12 protein-coding genes are annotated in these 16647 nt (G+C 59.9%); 5 read left to right on the top strand and 7 right to left on the bottom strand.

The window, feature by feature from the left end:
• Nucleotides 1-12: 12 nt before the first annotated feature.
• Nucleotides 13-327, bottom strand: a complete 315-nt coding sequence (gene kaiB / locus GEI7407_RS16125) for a circadian clock protein KaiB (protein WP_015173271.1) — start codon at nucleotides 325-327, stop codon at nucleotides 13-15.
• Nucleotides 328-400: 73 nt separating this feature from the next.
• Complete coding sequence (locus GEI7407_RS16120) at nucleotides 401-1297, bottom strand: circadian clock protein KaiA (protein ID WP_015173270.1); 897 nt, start codon at nucleotides 1295-1297, stop codon at nucleotides 401-403.
• Nucleotides 1298-1888: 591 nt separating this feature from the next.
• On the opposite strand from GEI7407_RS16120, the gene GEI7407_RS16115 reads away from it, so the two are divergent.
• A complete protein-coding gene (locus tag GEI7407_RS16115) occupies nucleotides 1889-4957 on the top strand; it encodes an ATP-binding protein (protein WP_051030791.1) in 3069 nt (1022 codons plus the stop codon).
• A gap of 20 nt (nucleotides 4958-4977) precedes the next feature.
• On the opposite strand, the gene GEI7407_RS16110 is transcribed toward GEI7407_RS16115, so the two are convergent.
• Both GEI7407_RS16110 and ispD read right to left on the bottom strand, forming a co-directional pair.
• Nucleotides 4978-6237: an aspartate aminotransferase family protein gene (locus GEI7407_RS16110; RefSeq protein ID WP_015173268.1), complete on the bottom strand. Its 1260-nt coding sequence runs from the start codon at nucleotides 6235-6237 to the stop codon at nucleotides 4978-4980.
• A 146-nt stretch (nucleotides 6238-6383) separates the two neighbouring features.
• Entirely contained in the window at nucleotides 6384-7079 is a 696-nt protein-coding gene (gene ispD, locus GEI7407_RS16105) for a 2-C-methyl-D-erythritol 4-phosphate cytidylyltransferase (protein WP_015173267.1), read from the bottom strand.
• A gap of 169 nt (nucleotides 7080-7248) precedes the next feature.
• On the opposite strand from ispD, the gene GEI7407_RS16100 reads away from it, so the two are divergent.
• Entirely contained in the window at nucleotides 7249-8208 is a 960-nt protein-coding gene (locus tag GEI7407_RS16100) for a glycosyltransferase family 9 protein (RefSeq protein ID WP_015173266.1), read from the top strand.
• Complete coding sequence (locus tag GEI7407_RS16095; RefSeq protein WP_015173265.1) at nucleotides 8201-8794, top strand: HAD-IIIA family hydrolase; 594 nt, start codon at nucleotides 8201-8203, stop codon at nucleotides 8792-8794. The genes GEI7407_RS16100 and GEI7407_RS16095 overlap by 8 nt, the downstream gene beginning before the upstream one ends.
• Before the next feature lie 112 nt (nucleotides 8795-8906).
• Here the strand turns inward: GEI7407_RS16095 and ftsH are convergent, their stop codons facing one another.
• Nucleotides 8907-10784 carry an ATP-dependent zinc metalloprotease FtsH gene (ftsH, locus tag GEI7407_RS16090; RefSeq protein ID WP_041268495.1) on the bottom strand — a complete coding sequence of 626 codons (1878 nt, stop codon included), beginning with the start codon at nucleotides 10782-10784 and terminating at the stop codon, nucleotides 8907-8909.
• Between the two features lie 541 nt (nucleotides 10785-11325).
• Here ftsH and GEI7407_RS16085 point away from each other — a divergent pair.
• Nucleotides 11326-11877, top strand: a complete 552-nt coding sequence (locus GEI7407_RS16085) for an NADPH-dependent FMN reductase (protein ID WP_015173263.1) — start codon at nucleotides 11326-11328, stop codon at nucleotides 11875-11877.
• Between the two features lie 164 nt (nucleotides 11878-12041).
• Here the strand turns inward: GEI7407_RS16085 and GEI7407_RS16080 are convergent, their stop codons facing one another.
• The gene (locus GEI7407_RS16080; RefSeq protein WP_015173262.1) at nucleotides 12042-13229 is read right to left on the bottom strand and encodes a ferrochelatase; all 1188 of its coding nucleotides are present in this window, start codon (nucleotides 13227-13229) and stop codon (nucleotides 12042-12044) included.
• Nucleotides 13230-13602: 373 nt separating this feature from the next.
• The gene (locus tag GEI7407_RS19715; RefSeq protein ID WP_015173261.1) at nucleotides 13603-15720 is read right to left on the bottom strand and encodes a diguanylate cyclase; all 2118 of its coding nucleotides are present in this window, start codon (nucleotides 15718-15720) and stop codon (nucleotides 13603-13605) included.
• 323 nt (nucleotides 15721-16043) lie between these two features.
• On the opposite strand from GEI7407_RS19715, the gene GEI7407_RS16070 reads away from it, so the two are divergent.
• Entirely contained in the window at nucleotides 16044-16607 is a 564-nt protein-coding gene (locus GEI7407_RS16070) for a hypothetical protein (protein WP_015173260.1), read from the top strand.
• Nucleotides 16608-16647 lie beyond the last annotated feature (40 nt).

The raw sequence follows: 16647 nt of genomic DNA, 5'->3' as shown, positions 1-16647 counted from the left end.
CTGCCAAGAACCTTAGATATCCGCTTCATCTTCCTGTAGTTCTTCATAAAGTAAATCGAGGCCAATCAAAACCCTATCTCGATCCGAGAGGTCGCCAATGATCTTGCGAACAGGCGGCGGCAGAATTTTGGCCAAGGTTGGCGTCGCAAGTATCTTATCTTCTTCGGCGAGCTGGGGATTTTTTAGCACGTCGATCACTTTCAGTGCGTACACTCCCTGAAATTCTTCTTCCAAGATATTCTTGAGGGTTTTTAGGGCGCGAACCGAGTTGGGAGTATTGCCCGCTACATAAAGTTTCAGAACATAGGTTTTTTTGAGAGAGCCCATAGGAGTTAAAGAAGAGAGTTCACATAAGGGGACAATATGAAAGAAATGTCTGATGGTTATATATCGAAGTTTTTTAGGACTCCCGGGGAATGGAGCGACGGTACATCTCGCACAGGTGAGCAATTGTATCAATCAGGGTCAAGCGATAGTCAAGTAGGATGTCCTCGCTGCGCCCCTCCAATTTTAGCTGCTTAGAAAATTCGTCCATGAGATCCATGTGGATTTCGACGATTTGTGTAACAGGAATATCTGAAAAGAAGGCGAGGTTTACGAATTCGTCAATTTTTTGATTGAGTTGGTCATCTTGAGAGAAGTAGCCCAAGATGATCTCCCGGTAGGTAAACCGCAGCTTGTCGAGCAGTTCTTGTTTTTCCTGCAGGGAGAGATGGCGAAGGAAGTATCGCGAGTCTCGCTTGTAGTACACACCGAGATATCCCAATCGCTCTTTGAGTTTTTCGGCGAGTCGATGCTGGGTGGACAGAAAGACAGGAGCCACTGCGCTGTTGGTGGGCTCGTGGGAGTTGAGGTCGGACGCCTGGTAGGTGGGAGAGAGCTTGAGAAACTGGCCGATCGCTTGGTCGATGTAGTGGAGGATCTGGTCGCCCTTGTCAAGGCCGATGCGAATCTCGGCGGCGTGGTAGAGATAGGTCGGCAGGGAGGTCAGAGGAAAAGGGAAGTCGATGGGTTCGTCGGGGTGACTTTCTTTCTTGGTGGAGTTTTTGGTGATGAAGATGACGCAGGGAAGGACAATGGCATTTTCGTAGAGCCATCCGTACAGGGAGCGAATTTCTGGACGATCTTCGAGCACTAAGCAATCAATTTGCTGCTTTTCGAGCAGGATGAAGTCTCGAAGATCGTCTGGAGTGTGATGAATGCTGGGGGTATGGGAGTCTCTGCTCAGATGGTTTTGGACAACCTGGGCTAGGGCGGGTGAGGGCAAAAAGGTGCAAATTGCGAGGGGAGAACTCAAGGCTGGGGTGAGGTGAGGGGGACAAAAATCACATTCCTAGTCATGATTATGGGCTAGTGACTTGAATCAAGCACTAGTTTTGATGCGGAATTTTAATAATTTTTTTAGGTTTTTCTGCGGATTTTGGGGATCGAGAGAAGAGTTGGGAATACTGAGGTCTCTGGAGGTTTCTCAAGATCAATCCGATGGGACAGAAGCTGCTTTGAATTAAAGATGAGAAATTTGGTGTTAGGCGACAAATATCAATAAATTTGTTGTAGGAAGCCTTGGATATTGCGGTCGGGGTAATAATGAGGCTGTGATGGTCGCGCGACGATTTTAGAGTTTTGGGTAGTGTGCTGTCCCGGAGCGTTGGGGCGTAGGTGATTTGGGCAAGGATGCAGGCTCAGGGGACTGAGGGCTGCTGGTGCTTTCACTGGGGTAATGGTGAGGCTTTTGGTTGCGCGATCGCCTTGAGATGTGACTGAGACTGGTGGATTTGCTCTTCCGTTAGGGGTTGCTTCGTTGATGTCAGCGCTCCGCCTTCGAGACTTTAGCAGAGTTGTGCCGTCTTGTGGCTACACCGAAAGGCTTTCGGCAGCTGTGGAGTTGATGCTGCGCGATCAGTCTGACTGCCTGGTGTTGCTGGATGAGCAGAGATTCCCGCTTGGGGTGATGAGGCTGCCGGATGTGCTGGCGATGATGGTGGACCAAGGGGGCGCGGACCTTTGGGTGGGGCTGCGAGAGCAGGGATCTGCGCTGGTGGGTCCGTGGCTGCGCGATCGCGGCAAGCTGCTGCCGGTGAGCGTGTTTTCGGCGGATTTGCTGGTGGAGGATGTGGGTCGACGCTTGCAGGCGGCGATGTCGCAGTTCTGGGTGGTGGTCCAGGGGGATGGCACCTATGGCGGGATGCTGGATCTCCACGCTTTGCTGAAGCACTGGGCGCCGAGCTCTCTGGGGGAGCCGCGGGAAACGCGAGAGGCTTTTGTTGGACGCGATCGCTTGCTGTTGGCGGGGGCGCGGCGATCGCCGTCGGCTGCCTGGGTGCTGCTGGAGGAACTGCTGGAGGCGCTGCCGATGCCTCTGATGCTCCAGGAGCAAACGGGGACGGTGCTGCTGCAAAACTGCGCGTGGCGATCGACGATTGGTCCGGTGCGCTGCCTCGAAGAGGAGATGCGATCGCCGTGGGAGTCGGTGGGCCATTGCCGCTTGGGGGTGAGCTATGGCCCTCAGGTGCACGGCTCTGGGAGCGGGGCGGGGACGCCGAAGGCGCGATCGTGGCAGTTTACGCGCATTGCGCTGTCGATTCCGCCAGATCTGCTGCCCATGCTGGGCGATCGCCCCTCGCAGCTCACGGATCCTACTCAGATCGATGGGATTGCAGGTTTGGCCCAAGATCCGCTGTGGTCTTGGGAGGCGCTGGCCCAGGGATTGACGTCGGTGGCGACGCTGGCCCGAGACGCTCAGACTCGGTCGCCCCTAGCCTGGCGATCGCCCTTGTGGCTGGTGGTGGCCCAGGATTTGACGGAGCATCAGCAGGTTACCCAGGAGCTGATTGCCAAAAATGCAGACCTGGCTCAGCTCAATCGCCTCAAAGATGAGTTTTTGGCCTGCATTAGCCATGAACTGCGGACGCCGCTGACGGCGGTGCTGGGCCTGTCGGGCCTGCTCAAGGAGCAGACCCTGGGCAATCTCAATGCGCGCCAGGTTCACTACACGCAGCTGATCTATCAGAGCGGCCGCCATCTGATGAATATCGTGAACGATATTCTGGACTTGACGCGGATCGAGACGGGCCAGCTGGAGCTCCAGCCGGAGCCTGTGGCGATCGCCACGGTGTGCGAGCGTGCCTATCAGCAAGCGCTACAGCTATGCTCGGCCAGTCCGCCCCAGGGCACGGGCGATCGCGCGACCGAAAAAGCGTCCACCCCTGCTTTGACCCCGCCGGCTTTGGCCACCTTTTCCCTGAGTATCGAGCCGGGGCTAGAGTTTTTGGTGGCTGACGAGATGCGGCTGCGCCAGATGCTGCTCAACCTGCTCTCCAATGCCTTCAAGTTCACCGATCCTCAGGGCCAAATCGGCCTTAGCGTGAGCCGCTGGGAAGGCTGGGTGGCCTTCACCGTGTGGGACCAAGGCATTGGCATTCCCGCTAATAAGCAGCACCTGATTTTTCAAAAATTCCAGCAGCTCGAAAACCCCTTGACGCGCCGCTTCGAGGGAATTGGTTTGGGGCTGGTGCTGACCCAGCGCTTGGCGAGGCTGCACGGCGGCGACATTACCTTTGTGTCCCGCGAAGGGGAGGGCAGCGAGTTTACGCTGCTGCTGCCGCCGAGTCCGCCCAAGCCAGCTCCCGAGGGGCTGGTGCGACCGACAATGGTGTTGCCGACCCTCCCCAATCGCCTGGTGCTGCTCGTAGAGGCGGTGCCTGCGGCGATCGAAGGCTTGCGCAGTCAGCTGCTGAACTTGGGCTACTGCGTGGCGATCGCCCGGGCGGGGACCGAAGCCGTCGAAAAAGTGCGGCGGCTTCAGCCCTGTGCGGTCCTGCTCAATCCGGTGCTGCCGATGCTGTCGGGCTGGGACGTGCTGACGCTGCTCAAGAGCGACGCCGACACGCAGCATATTCCCGTCATCGTGATGGCCGCGCCGGTCGAGCGAGATCAGGCTCGCCGCAGCCGAGCGGATGGCTTTTTGACGCTGCCCGCCGAGGTGGGCGCCCTAGAAACGCTGCTGCTGCGTACCCAGACCGCCGAGCCGCCGCTCTCAGAGCCTGGGACCAACTTGGTGATCCTGCGGCTCTGCCTGCGAGAAGACAGCCTGCTCAAGGCCCCCAGCGGACCGCCAGAGAGTCACTACGAGTCGGCGATCGCCGAAGACCTCAATCAGCTGCTCCATCTGTATCACTACCGATTGCTAGAGGCGGACGATCTCGACCAGGCTGAGCTTGTGGCGCGGGTCTGGCAGCCCCACGTGGTGCTCATTGACTGCCAAACTCAGGCGCCGGAGGCCTTGCTAAAGCTGATTCCGGACTATACGGTCTTGGCGGGTTTGCCTTTTGTCACTCTCGACGCCGAAACCACCCACATCCTCAGTCAGATGCCGAATTTGGCGGTGTATCCGTGCCTGCTGCCGGGGCAGGCTCCCCCCAATCAGGCTGTCGAAAAGCTGGAAGTGGCCTCGCTCTTTCAGGCGATCCAGATTGCGGCGGGCATGAACTGGCGGCCTCGCATCATGCTGCTGAGCAGCTTGGCCTTTGCGGATTTGTCGCCCGCGATCGAGGGCGATCGCCGCGATCGCTGGGGCGGCTGGCTGACCATGCTCATGCAGTACCTGCAAACGGCGGGCTTCCACGGCGTTGTGGGACAGTCCTGGAAAGATGTCCAGCATCAAATTCAGCACCACAGCGTCGATCTGCTGCTGGTGTCTTTGTGGGACTGCGAGTCTGAGCCCGCCATGCTCCAGACCCTGGCGGCCCTAGAGGCACTCCCCCAGCGCCCGCCGTTGGTGGTGCTCGATCGCCGGCTCCAGGGCACGCTGGTCACTCCCCAGCCCCAGAGCGAATTTGAGCAGCGGCTGGCCCGGATCGCCCGCGAAGTTCTGTCGCCCACGCTGTCGATGGGAGAACTGCTGGATCACATTCATCAGGCTCTGGCGGAAGCCAGAATTCCGCCAGAGCGCCTGTGAGAGGGCTGGAGGAGATCCCCCTAGAGAGCGGCGAGGGTGCGCTCCAGGATTTCTAGGGCCTGATCGATCTCGGCAGCCGTGACGATCAGCGGCGGCACGAAGCGCACCACCTTGGGACCGGCAGGCACCAGCAGCAGCCCTTCGGCGATCGCCCCTTTCACCACGTCCAGAGACGTCAGCTCGATATCACCCTTCAGCTCCAGGCCATTGATCAGGCCCCAGCCCCGCACTTCGGCGATCTGGTCGGGACGCTGAGCGGCGATCGCCCGCAAGCCCGCCCGGAGCTGCTCGCCCCGCGCCTGCACGTTGGCCAGCAGATTGTCTTGCTCGAGGGTGCGGCAAATGGACAGGGCCACCGCACACACAAAGGGATTGCCGCCAAAGGTGCTGGCGTGATCCCCCGGCTTGAAAACGTCGCAGAACGCCTTGCACAGGGTCGCGCCGATGGGAATCCCGCCGCCGAGGCCCTTGGCCGATGTGAAAATGTCCGGCTCGATGCCCAGGGCTTCGTAGCCCCAGTAGTGGCCGGTGCGGCCCATGCCCACCTGCACCTCATCGAGGATCAGCAAAATGCCCTTTTCGTCGCACAGCTGCCGGACCCGCTGAAAATATTCGCGATCGCCGGGCCGGACGCCGCCCTCGCCCTGGAGCGGCTCCAGGAGGATCGCCGCCACGCGCCGCTCCGCCTGATCAATCTGGGCGATCGCCGCCTCCAGCGCCCCAAAGTCGTTGTAGGGCACGTAGTGGAACCCAGGAACCAAGGGCGAAAAATTCTGCTGGTACTTCGGCTGGCCCGTCGCCGTGATCGTGGCCAGGGTCCGGCCGTGGAAGCTCGCGTTGGCCGTCAGGATCACCGGGTCCTGGATGCCCAGGACGGTGTGGGCGTACTTCCGGGCCAGCTTGATCGCCCCTTCATTGGCCTCGGCGCCGGAGTTGCAGAAAAAGACCCGGTCTGCGCAGGAGTGCTCGACCAGCCACTGGGCCAGCTCCCCCTGGGCGGGGATGTAGTAGAGATTGGAAACGTGGTGCAGGGTCTGAATTTGCTGGGTGACCGCCTCCACCATGGCGGGATGGGCGTGGCCCAGGGTACAGGTGGCAATCCCGGCGACAAAGTCCAGGTATTCGCGGCCCTCGCTGTCCCACACGCGGCTACCGGCGCCTCGCACGAGGGCCAGGGGGAAGCGACCGTAGGAGGTCATGACGAATTGGTCAAAGGCTTCCGTACTGAAGGGGGTGCCAGCGGCGTCGAGAGACGCGGGAACGAGGGTTTCTGGACTCACTGAATTAATACCTCTTGGGAAAAGAAATGCACAGATCAGCTTCCTGAGCCCAGGAAGGACTGACGCAGATTGGAAAATTTATTCACAATCTTAGGTCAGGTTTTCGGATAACAACCATTTAGGAAAAGGGAGTTGTCGGGAAATCCTCACGCAGGGGCGCTTTGGCTCCGCTGGCGCAAAATAAACTCGGCGATCGCCAAATCCACAGGAGTCGTGACCTTGAGGTTGGTTTCCTCGCCCTCGACAATGTGCACGGGCAGACCGCATTTTTCAAAGAGGGCCGCGTCGTCGGTGACGCTCCAGCCCAGGCGATCGCCCTCGTCGTGGCACTGGCGCAGGGTCTTCACCTCAAAGCCCTGGGGCGTCTGGGCCGCCCAGAGGTTGCTGCGATCGGGCGTGTCGATGATTTCTCGCTGGTCGCCGACGACTTTGATCGTGTCCTTGACCGGGACGGCGGCGATCAGGCCAGAGCACTCCAGCAGGGCCGCCGCGCACCGATCGAATAGCTCGGGAGTAGCCAGACAGCGAGCCCCGTCGTGAATCAGCACCCGCTCGGCGTCGGCGGGCAGCCCTTTGAGCCCGTTGTAGACCGACCCCTGGCGCGTGGTGCCGCCCTGGATCAGCGCTACCGGCTTGGTGAGGGCGATCGCCGCCAAAATGTCCTTGAAGTCGGGGTAGTCCTCGGGCTGGCCGATGATCCCGATCCAGCTAATGCTCTGGGAGGCTTCGGCGGCCAGGAGCGTCCAGCTCAGGATGGGTTTTCCCAAGAGGGTGAGCAGCAGTTTGTTGCGATCGCTCCCCATGCGCCGCCCCACGCCCGCCGCTGGAATTAATAGGTGCACGACAATCCCCCGTTTCTACGATCCACGATGCTTGGAGAGCCTGCTGGCCCAGAAGGCGAAAAATAACCGGGGCGATCGCCCGTTTAGGCCTCTATCTCCTGGGATTTGCCTGTTCTCTCGGTATACATTCCCTTAGAATAAGGGGTTGGAAAGCTGGATCAACCAAACCATGCGCATACTGGCCCTTGTTCCTGGCGGGATTGGCGACCAAATTCTGTTTTTCCCGACCCTTGATAGCCTCAAGCAGGCCTATCCTAAGGCAAAACTTGATGTCGTTGTAGAGCCCCGCGCAAAGGCTGCCTATCGGGTGTGTCCCTTTGTGAACGAAGAGATTGTCTTCGACTTTAAAGGCAGCAATAGCTTAGCGGACTGGGGAAACTTGCTGGGCGTCATCCGCGATCGCGAATATGATGCAGTGCTCTCCCTCGGTCGTAGTTGGGCCGTCGGAGTGCTGCTGTGGCTCACCGGTGTGCCGACGCGGGTAGGCTACGCAGGCAGTGCGGGGGCCTGGTGCCTCACCAACCCGGTGCCTCTGAAAACTGAGCAGTATGCTGCCAGCCAGTACCACGACTTGCTGAGCGGTCTGGGCATCAGTGGACCCTGTCCCGACCCCCGCATCAGCGTCCCCAAGCGAGATATCGAGTGGGCCGAAGCCGAGCAAAAGCGCCTCGGCATCCACGAAAGCGGCTATGTATTGATTCACCCCGGAGCGAGCGCCCTCTCGCGCCTCAAGGGCATCGAGAAGACCTACCCCGCTCAAAGCTGGAAGTCCATTATCCGAGACTTTCGTCAGCGCCAGCCGGGTCTGCCGGTGGTGCTGGTTCAGGGACCGGAGGATCGGGAAATCGTGGAGGCGATCGCCGCTGACGCCGACGTCAAAATCGCCACGCCCGACGACATTGGCAAGCTCGCGGCCCTAATCGCCGGAGCCAACCTGATGCTGTGCACCGACAGCGGCCCGATGCATCTAGCAGTGGCGGTCCAAACCTATACCATTGCGCTCTTTGGGCCGACGGACTCCACCAAGCTCCTGCCCACGAGCAGCAAGATCATTGCGCTCCAGTCGACGACCAACCGGGTCGCAGACATCACGCCCGACGACGTGCTCAAGCGGGTCTGGGGTGGCTAGACGGGCCGTTTTTCTCGATCGAGACGGCGTGCTCAATGTCGAGGCGGGCTACCTGCACCGAGTCGAAGATCTCCACTTGGTGCCGGGGGCGGCCCGCGCAGTACGCCAGCTCAACGATCGCGGCCTCTTTTGCTGCTTGGTTTCCAATCAGTCCGGGCCAGCGCGGGACTACTACCCCCAGTCCCACGTCGATCGCCTCCACGATCGCCTAAGAGATCTTCTTGTCCAGGAAGCTGCGGCTCACCTGGATGCGCTGTACTACTGCCCCACCCTGAGCCCCCCCGAGGGCGGAACGGCGACCGCGTTTACCTACTGGAGCACCTGGCGCAAACCCAATACGGGGATGCTCGTGGCGGCAGCCTGGGAGCACGACCTCGACCTGGGCCGCAGCTTTATGGTGGGGGACAAGGCGACGGATGTGGATCTGGCCCACAATGCAGGCTGTCGAGGCATCTTGGTCCAGACGGGCTACGGCGATCGCGTTCTTCAGGGCGACTATCAGCACGCTACCCGACCGGACCACATTGCGGCCGATTTGCCTGCTGCTGTGGCCTGGATCTTGACCCAGATCGCGGGCGATCGCTAAAGCGTCCCGGCTCAAAAATTCGCTAGGTCTCAAGCAAAACGCCTGCCGCTGACTCAGTCAGGGCAGGCGTTTTGCGTTTGCTCAAGTCGGGCAATCGAGGCTTTCGGGGGTGCTATCCCTTCGTGCTGGTGAGCTGCTTGGCCGGCAGCTCGGTGTAGCGGGCGACGATTTCCCGGAACTCTTCCCCTTCGATCAGCTCTTTGTCCAGCAGCGTTTCGACCAGCTGGTCAATCAGGGCGCGGTTGTCCCGCATGATGGTGCGGGCAATGTCGTAGCAGTGCAGGGCGATCGCGCGCACCTGCTGGTCGATCTTGGAGGCGACTTCTTCGGAGTACTCCGATCGCGTCATCAGGTCGCGGCCCAGGAAAACTTCGCTGTTGCCGCTTTCGAGGGCAAAGGGACCTAGATCTGACATGCCGTAGCGCGTCACCATTTCTCGGGCCAGGTTCGTCACGTACTCGATGTCCGAGGAGGCGCCCTGGGTCACTTCTTCGGCCCCAAAGACCACTTCCTCGATCGCCCGTCCGCCCAGAGCAACCGTGATGCGGTCCATGAGCCAGGAGCGGCTGTAGAGGCCGCTGTCGATGATGTCCTCGTTGGGAACCGGCTTGGCGAAGCCGCCGATGCCGCCCGAGCGGGGAATGATCGTGACTTTGTCGAGGATGTCGGATTTTTCGAGCAGCGTCATCAGCAGGGCGTGGCCGACCTCATGGTAGGCAATGATCCGCTTTTTCTTGCTGTCGAGGAGCGGCGTCAGAGATAGGCCGATGGTGACCCGATCGATGGCGTCGTCGACTTCTAGGGGCGTAATCGCGTCCTTGCGGCGGCGGGCGGTGAGGATGGCGGCTTCATTGAGCAAGTTAGCCAGCTCTGCCCCCGAGAAGCCGGGGGTGCGGCGGGCGATCGCCTCTAGGGACACATCCGACGACAGCTTTTTGTTGCGGGCGTGGACCTCCAGGATGCCCAAACGGCCCTGGTAGCCCGGCAGATCGACGATTACCTGGCGATCGAAGCGGCCCGGTCGCAGCAGCGCCGTGTCCAGCACGTCTGGCCGGTTGGTGGCCGCAATAATAATCACCCCGGCGTTCCCCTCGAAGCCGTCCATCTCCGTCAGCAGCTGGTTGAGGGTTTGCTCCCGCTCATCGTTTCCGCCGCCGATTCCCGCGCCCCGCTGGCGGCCCACCGCGTCAATTTCATCAATAAAGACAATGCAAGGGGCGCTTTCCTTGGCCTTCTTGAACAGGTCCCGCACGCGGGAAGCCCCGACCCCCACAAACATTTCTACAAATTCGGAGCCAGAAATGCTGAAGAAGGGCACTCCTGCCTCGCCAGCGATCGCCTTGGCCAGCAGGGTTTTGCCGGTGCCGGGAGGCCCCACCAGCAGCACGCCCCGAGGAATCTTGGCCCCGATCGCCGTAAACCGCTCGGGCTTCTTGAGGAAAGAAACGACCTCTTGCAGCTCTTCTTTGGCCTCTTCGATGCCCGCCACGTCGTCAAACATGACGCCGGTTTTCGCCTCCATCTGGAAGCGAGCCCGCGACTTGCCGAAGTTCATCGCCTGGTTGGAGGCATTGGTGGAGCGGCGCAGAATCATCATCAAACCGATGATCAGCAAAAAGACCAGCAGCAGGTTGGCGATCAGGCCCGCAACGGCGTTGCTGTCGGTGGACGGCTGAATGTCAAACTGCAAACTAGCGTTGTCGTTGGCGCGCCGCACTAGCTCGGGGTTTTGCTCAAAGACCGGCACGCTCAGGGGCGGCTCGCTGCTGCCCTGGCTTTTGAGACGCACTTTGGCAATCCGCTGAGTCGGATCGAGCTCAATGCTAGAGACTTCGCCGGCGTCGATTTTGCTCAGCAGCTCGCTGTAGGTGAGGCTTTCGCTTTCTTTTTGCGCAAACGCAGGCAACCCTGCCAGACTTCCCTGGAGTATGAGCCAACCGAGGGCGATCGCGCCGGTCGTGTTTGCACTGCGTCGAAACAGTTGGTTCATCCACCGCTTGGATTGGAAACGTTTGATCATGACTTGCCTATCGTTTGCCCGATAAATTCAGAGAGTTAGCAATCTCAGTCACTGCTCGCCAACGCTGCTTCGATCCTCCAACAAAAGAGGCGAAAAGCATTGCTGCAGGCATCCTAACAATCGACAACCCATCGGTGATGGGACCACCCTAGCGCTGAGCATACCGACGGTTCGCCAATCGGGGCCTTTTCACTAGAGTCGGTGGGGCCAAAAAGGCGGACCGGGTCAAGGCGAAAGAGGTTGGGTGACTGACCGCTACGAGCGACTGCTTCTAGTCTAGCTCTGGTGACTGGGATCGCCTTGAGGAAGGGGCGATCGCCCTTTGCCAAAACAGAGATTTTCTGCCGAGAAGACGCCTCTCACACACAACGCGGCCTGAGCGTCTCTACCGTGAGACAGAGTCTCCTTGACAGGCAAATTTACCGTTCGCTACATTGATCGTAGTCGAAATGACTTCGACTTGCTTCGGCTTTATGTTAAACGCTGCAATATCGCTAACCCAGGAGCCCCCATGGTCAAAATCGTTGCAATTGGCGGCAGTCTCCGCCCCGACTCCACCAGCTACAAACTCCTAGAGCGATCGCTCCAGCGAGTCTCTGCCCTCGGCGCGGAGGCAGAGCTGCTGGACCTGCGGCAGATGAACCTCCCGTTTTGCCATGGCGGCCAAGAGTACCCGGACCATCCCGACGTCGATCGTCTGCGCCAGACCGTCGCCAGCGCAGACGGCCTGATCCTGGCAACCCCCGAGTACCACGGCGGCGTCAGCGGCGTCCTGAAAAATGCCCTAGATCTAATGAGCTTCGAGCAGCTCTCTGGAAAAGTCGTGGGTCTGCTCAGCGTCTTGGGCGGCCAGTCCAACAGCAACTCCCTCAACGAGCTGCGCCTGATCATGCGCTGGGTCCACGCCTGGGTGATCCCAGAGCAGGTGGCGGTCGGCCAAGCCTGGCAGGCCTTTGGTGAAGACGGCAAACTCCTGGACCAAAAGCTCTCCGAGCGCCTGGATCAGTTTGCGCAAAGCCTGGTGGAATCTGCCCAGCGTTTCCAGTCAAACGTGAGTTCCTAGGGTCTCGCTGAATCCGCGCAAAAAGCCTCCTGCTCAATAGCAGGAGGCTTTTTGCTTCGGTCAAGAACGCGCATCCTCGGAAAAAGAGGAGAAGCTCACGCCGGACAGCCGAAGCGATCGGCGCTAGGAGTACGTCACAAACACGCGATCGCAACTAGCCAAAGCTAGTGATGATGGCCGTGACCGTCATGGTGATGGCCGTGATGGTGGTGACCATCGTGGTGATGGTGGTGGACTGCCTGGTGCGCGGCCAGCTCAGCCGCCCGCCCTGGCGCGACGCTCAGCGCCTGCTCGGCAAAGAGCGCCTCGATCTGAGGGTTGGCCCAGTCTGCCGCCATCTTCACAAACTCGGGATGCTCATTGACGCAGGGCATCTGCACATAGGTCACGTCGGGCCGCTTGCGCCGCAGAGCGTGAATAATGTGGTCCACGTCCAGGAGAGTCTCGTGGTTCTCGGTGGCAAACCCAATGGGCATAAAGACCAGCGCGGTCGCCCCCAGGGCCATCAGGTTTTTGGAAGCTTGGGTGACATCCGGCTGGGTCCAGTCGATCAGCGGCGTGTCGTGGTTGAGCCAGCCCACGGAGATCAGCGGGTACTTGTTGATCAGGCGCTCCCGGGTTCTTTCGAAGAGGGCCTGACTTTCGTCGATGCCCGACGTAAACCCTTTGGCCTTCATGGGACAGCCATGGTTCATCAAGATGATGCCGGTTTGAGAAGGCAGATGAGCTACCGCTAGGTCTGCTCGGACCTTCTCCTCGACCATGGCGGCCAGCAGATCAAGGTAAGCTGGCTCGTTATAAAAAGAGGGAATGTAGCGCTGACCCTTGACCCAGTGCTCGCTGCTGTCGCCGAGTTTGGCGAGGGCGGCGTTGACCTGCTCCACCGCGATGCCGCTGGTGAAGATGGAGTCAACGACCAGGAGCGGATAGATCAGCAGCTTGTCGAAGCCCTGGGCTTTGATCTCGCTGAGCACCTGCTCGGGCAGGAAGGGCGCGCAGAAGTTAAAGGCTTTGAAGACCTGAACGCGATCGCCCCAGCGCTCCTGGAGATGCTTTTCGATTCCGGCCCGCTGCTGCTCAAAGATGGCGTTGTGGGGGGAAATGAAGTTGCCGTGCTGGTGGTTCCACTCGTGCAGGTCAAACATGGCTAGCAGCTGGGCCAGCGGCGGATAGATCCAGGTGGGCACCGGCGCAAATTTGGCCGTTAGCAGATTGAGCGCCTGCTCGTTGTAGTTGGCGAAGTCCTCGTAGCTCTCGACCTCGCCGTAGCCCATGAGCAGGACGGCGACGCGATCGCTGCTGGCGGCGGGGGCGGGGACTGAGTGCAGATGTTTTTCGGGGGTGGCTACCACTGTTCGCTCCTTAATTCTGTCTGGGCAATGGTCGTACCCAAGCGGTGGGGCATCTTTCAGACTTGACTCGATTGACTTGAATGGACTGAAGACAGTCTGGATGAATTTGGGTGAGTGGCTTGGAGCAATCGGGCTGAGAGTCAGGGCCGCAAGGATGAGGGGCTGAAGCACAAAATCATCGCTGCGAGACATTTGCCGAGTTGGCAACCCGTCTCCTGAGGTGGCCCGATCCCAAGCAAAGCTTCTGGGTACGCAGGTGTGGCGAATCGAGGGACAAAAGTTGAGCTAGGAAAAGGCGTCAAGATGCCGCTTGTCCCCTAGGGTAGCATCCCCTTAGGGGGGATAGTTCGAGCGTGGCTGTTTCGCAATGGTTCTACAAACCTGCGTGGCTGCTGGCGGCGACAAAAACGCGATCGCGCCCGGCGGCTTTGGCTTTGTAGAGGGCGGTGTCGGCCGCCTGGATCACGGCCTCTCCGCTCTGGCCATGGATTGGAAAGACCGCAACCCCCAGAGAAAGGGTGATCGCGCCGAGGGCTTCAGCATTTTGCTGGAGGTTGAGATGCTTGATGCCTTCGCGCAGCTGCTCGGCGCGCTGCCGGGTATCCTCTGGAGAGGCTTCGGGCAAAATCAGCAAAAATTCTTCGCCGCCATAGCGACAGGCGATGTCCGTGGCGCGAATCTGCCCCTGCAAAAAAGCGCCCACTTCTCGCAAAACGGTGTCCCCCGCTTTGTGGCCGAAGGTGTCGTTGAAGCGCTTGAAATGGTCGATGTCCAGCAGGATGACCCCGAGGGTTTGCTGTTTGCGCTCGGCGCGCCGCACTTCTCGCTCCAGGGACTCTTCGAGGTAGCGCCGGTTGAACAGACCGGTCAGCGGGTCGCGGATGCTCTGGCGCTGCAGGCTCTGATAGAGGCGCAGATTGGCGAGGGCGAGGGAGACCTGGCGGGCGATGGTGACGGCTAGCTGCTGCTGGGTGCGGTTGAAGGTGCCGGTGGTGGGGGCGCTAAAGTGCAGAACGCCGATGATATCGCCTTGGGCAACGATGGGGATGCAGAAATAGGCTCCTGGAAGGGGATGGGTGAGGTGCTGGCAGATCAGCCCTTGGTGAATGTGCTCGACAAGGTGAGGCTGGCCGCGACGGAGGGCAACGCACTCCTGGAGGCCGAAAAGGGGCTGGCTGGCGATCGCGTCTCCCCAGGTGGCGACGGTCTCGACAATATTTCGGGAGTTGCTGATCAGGGACACGCCCCCCGAAAACTGGGGCAGCAGCAGCGGCATCAGCTGGCCAATCACCTTGCAGGCTTCCTCGAGGGTAATGCAGGCCTGCAGCAGGTCGCTGAGCTGGTTGAGCAGGGTCAGGTCTTCGTTGTACTGCTCGAGCTGGGCAACCCAGCCCTGGAGCTCGGCATTGGAGTCGTGGAGGACGCCTTCGACCGCCTTGCGATCGCTCACGTCCCGCAGGGTGATGGCCAAGCCATCCTCCATCGGCACCACCTGATGCTGGAGCCAGCGCACCTTCTCGGGGGCGATCGCCGCCTGGAAATCTTCTTGTAGGGGGACTTGGCGCTGCGCCGCCTGCAAAAGCTGCTCAAAGCTCTCGGCCTGCTCATAGATTGGCAGCATCCGCCGCAGCGGCTGACCCAGGGCCTGAGCCCGCGGCCGACCGATCATCTGCTCCGCCTTAGCATTGAGATCGCTCAAGACAAAATCTGCAACCTTGCCCTCTGGGTCCAAAACTGTCTCGACCACAAAAAGCGCATCCGGACTGGCCTCCACCGCCGCCCGAAACCGTGCCTCAGTGGCTCGGAGAGCCCCAGCAATGCGATCGCGCTGCCCGATGCCCCGATAGACCACCAAGCCTGCGGTCGGCATCAGCGCCAACGCCAGACCACTGCCAACCCAGATAACCCAGTGAGTGTTGCGAGCATTCACCTGGGCAATGCGCGTCTGTTCTGCCAGGGTCTGCTGCGCTTTGCGCTCCAAAATCCCCACCAAAAAGCGAATCTGATTCATATTCTGTTCGCCTTGTTTGCTCGCGATCAGCGCCTCAGCCGCCTTTTGGCCCTGAGTGCGCCGCGCATTCACCACCCTGCGCGAAAATCCAACGCGCTCATCAATCAGGGCCTGGAGCAGCATCAGCTCTTGTTGGTGCTCGCTGTCATAAGACAGCAGCTGGCGAAGGTGTTCGAGTTCCTCGTAGGTGCGCTTGATTCCGAGATCGTGGGGCTCCAAAAAGACCTCATCACCGGTAATGACATAGCCGCGCTGGCCGACCTGGATGTCTTTGATTTGGGACAGCAGGGTGGACAGTTCGTAGAGGACTTCATGCTGGTGGGAAAGAGACTCCGCAGTCCTCAAAAGTCGACTGACGCTCCACTCCGAGATCCCGCCGATGACCCCCAGCAGCAGCAAAGCGATTCCAAACCCCCCAACAACGACGGTTTCGAGCGATCGCTGAGGAGAGAGGGATGACAGTACGGGAGGCGTTTTCATGGGCAACCTCAAGACCTCGCTAGGGTCCTGCACAACAAAAGAACAAGGGGAAAAGCTCTTTAAAAAAATAGATTTGGAGCCTTTCAAGCGTTTCTGGATGGTCCCGAGGCTCCCCTGCTAAACAACTCGTCAATTTGGACCAAGTTGTGTGTGTCAATACTTCTTAAATAATTCTGAACGTATTTATAAAGTAGGTAACAGCAATCTGGCTGAAATTGCGTAATGGTCTAGCAGACAAAGACGAAGGTGACCGGCCGCAAAACCTGCGCTAGGGTGATGCAAAAACGGCGCTGGCATGGTCCAGTGAGAGCAGGAGCAAGGCTGTGCAAGTGTTGGTGTGTCCGGGAGTGCAGGATCTGAGCGCTACGCAGGCGTTTGTCGCGGCGCTGCGATCGCGCCTAGCGCCCGAGGATCAGCTGTGGTGTTTGGGGCCGGAGGTCTTGCCCTACTCGAGTGCCCACATTCTAGCGGCCCTTTCCCAGCGGTGTGATGCCCAAAAGCCGCTGCTGTGGCTTAGCTACAGTGCGGGGGTGGTGGGCAGTCTGGGCGCGGCGTGGGCCTGGCAGGCGATGGGGGGAACGGTGACGGCCTTTGTGGCTCTAGATGGCTGGGGAATGCCTTTGGGAGGTGCGTTTCCGATCCATCGCTTGAGTCATGATGACTTTACGCACTGGAGCTCGGCGCTGCTGGGCACAGGTTCCGAAAATTTCTATGCCGATCCGCCGGTTTCCCACGCCGATCTTTGGCGATCGCCCGCTGAGGTTCGGGGTTGGCAGGTCACGAGGGTGCCGGGTGGCGAAACGCGATCGCCCACTACCGCCCTGGAGTTTCTCGTGGTGCTGCGGCATCGCTACGAACCCGGGCGATCGCCCGGGGCGCCCCGGTGAGCCTGCTCTCCTGGCGATTGCCAACGACCGATTTGTTCCG

Origin of the sequence: Geitlerinema sp. PCC 7407, from assembly GCF_000317045.1 — a bacterium.
Lineage (GTDB): Bacteria > Cyanobacteriota > Cyanobacteriia > PCC-7407 > PCC-7407 > PCC-7407.
The sequence above is the reverse complement of the archived record's forward strand: the minus strand, read 5'-3'. Positions and strand labels throughout refer to the sequence as shown.